Below are 1,894 nucleotides of genomic sequence, written 5' to 3' on the forward strand. Positions count from 1 at the left end.
GGTGACCGGCCGCCGTCGTGCGTTCCAGACGCTCGCTCACGTCCCGCCCGCTTTGCGGGCCTAAGGGCAGGGATGTGATGGAGGGTTGGGGTGAAGGGGTGGGGATGTGATGGAGGGTTGGAAGTAGTGCCAAGATGGGATGGTGACTTCTGAACCAACGGCGACTCCGGATGGCCCGTCCTCAACCGACGGCACCTCTTCCCTGCATCGCAGCAGCGAACTGACGCGCTTCCGGCTCGCTCCAAACCCCGGTCCGATGAGCCTCGACGGAACCAACTCCTACGTGATCGGTGTGCCGGGTTCCGGCCATGTGGCCGTTGTGGACCCGGGCCCCAGCGACGAGCAGCACTTGGCCGAATTGGCAGCGGCCGGCGTAGTCGACGTCGTCCTCATCACCCACCGTCATGCCGACCACACCGAAGCATCTGCACGCTTCCACGAACTCACGGGCGCACCCGTCCGGGCAGCCTTGGACGAGCATTGCCACGGCGGTGAAAAGCTCAGGGACGGCGAGGTCCTGAACGTTGGCGGCGTTGAAATCCGTGTCCTGGCAACCCCGGGACACACCTCGGATTCGCTGTGTTTCCACCTGCCGGACGACGGACCCCAGGGATCGGTCCTCACCGGCGACACCATTCTCGGCCGGGGCACCACGGTGCTGGACTATCCGGATGGCCGGTTGGGGGAGTACCTAAGCAGCCTGGACCGCCTGGAGGCGCTGGGCCCGGCAATCCTGCTCCCGGCCCACGGTCCGGTCCTGCCTGCCCTCGATAAGAAGTGCCGTGAGTACCGCGATCATCGCCAACAGCGACTGGGGCAGATCAGGGCAGCCCTCGAGCAGGTTGGCACTGATGCGACGGTCGGCCAAGTGACGGACGTGGTGTACGCCGACGTCGATCCTTCCGTCCGCTGGGCGGCGGAAACGTCGGTGGCGGCGCAGCTGGATTACCTTCGAAGCTAAGCGGTGACTGTAGGCTTGAGCCCATGCGTATCGCCCGGTTTGTAGTTGATTCTGATCCCCTTTACGGCGTTGTCGAAGGCGAGCCCGGCAGTGAGGAAATCACTGTCATCAACGGCGACCCTTTCTTCAACGGCGTTGAACGTACCCACGTGAAGCACAAGCTGGAAGACGTTCGGCTCCTGGCCCCGATCATTCCGCGCAGCAAGGTCATTGGTGTTGGCCGCAACTTCGCTGACCACGCTGCGGAACTCGGCAATGAAGTACCCCAGCAGCCGTTGCTTTTCCTCAAGCCGAACACCTCGGTGATCGGTCCGAACGATCCCATCATCCTTCCCGAGTTTTCGGAGGAAGTCTCCTTCGAGGCTGAGCTCTGCGTCGTGATCGGCCGCATTTGCAAGGACGTTCCGGAAGATCGCGTGGACGACGTCATCTTCGGCTATACCTGCGGCAACGACCTCACGGCCCGCGACGTGCAGAAGACGGACCTCCAATGGGCGCGCGCCAAGGGCTTCGACACCTCGGCACCGCTTGGGCCTTGGATTGAAACAGAGCTTGACCACGAGGACCTCTCCATCCAGGGCCGGCTGAACGGCGAGATCCGCCAGGACGGCAGCACCAACCAGATGATCCGCGGCGTCCGCGAGCTCGTGTCGATCGTCTCGCACGCATTCACCCTGCTTCCCGGGGACGTCATCATGACCGGAACCCCGGCCGGCGTCGGCCTTGTCAGCGAAGGCGACCGCTTCGAGGTCGAGATCGAAGGCATCGGACGCCTGTCCAACCCTGTCGTCCGCCGCTAGGCGGGACACGGCCAAAGCACGACGGCGGCAGTCACCTTGGCAGTTTCTACCGGTCGTTGCAACACTGTTGGTGTTAGGTGGTCATTAGTAGATCACGCAGGCGCTCGGCTGGGGTATCCCAGTCGAGCGTTTT

The 1,894-nt window shown here is 63.5% G+C and carries 2 protein-coding genes; both read left to right on the forward strand.

Going from position 1 to position 1,894, the window contains the following annotated elements:
• Window positions 1-139: 139 nt before the first annotated feature.
• On the forward strand, window positions 140-961 hold the full coding sequence (locus tag ACFVSI_RS22045; RefSeq protein ID WP_387828605.1) for an MBL fold metallo-hydrolase: 822 nt from the start codon (window positions 140-142) through the stop codon (window positions 959-961).
• Window positions 962-984: 23 nt separating this feature from the next.
• Window positions 985-1,761, forward strand: a complete 777-nt coding sequence (locus ACFVSI_RS22050; protein ID WP_387828608.1) for a fumarylacetoacetate hydrolase family protein — start codon at window positions 985-987, stop codon at window positions 1,759-1,761.
• Window positions 1,762-1,894 lie beyond the last annotated feature (133 nt).

The sequence above is a fragment of the Paenarthrobacter sp. NPDC057981 genome, assembly GCF_042886835.1.
Taxonomy (GTDB): domain Bacteria; phylum Actinomycetota; class Actinomycetes; order Actinomycetales; family Micrococcaceae; genus Arthrobacter.

Bases quoted from the DNA above. Each gene is read 5' to 3' on its own strand.
- ACFVSI_RS22045 (WP_387828605.1), top strand. From the start codon at position 140: ATGGTGACTTCTGAACCAACGGCGACTCCGGATGGCCCGTCCTCAACC.
- ACFVSI_RS22050 (WP_387828608.1), top strand. From the start codon at position 985: ATGCGTATCGCCCGGTTTGTAGTTGATTCTGATCCCCTTTACGGCGTT.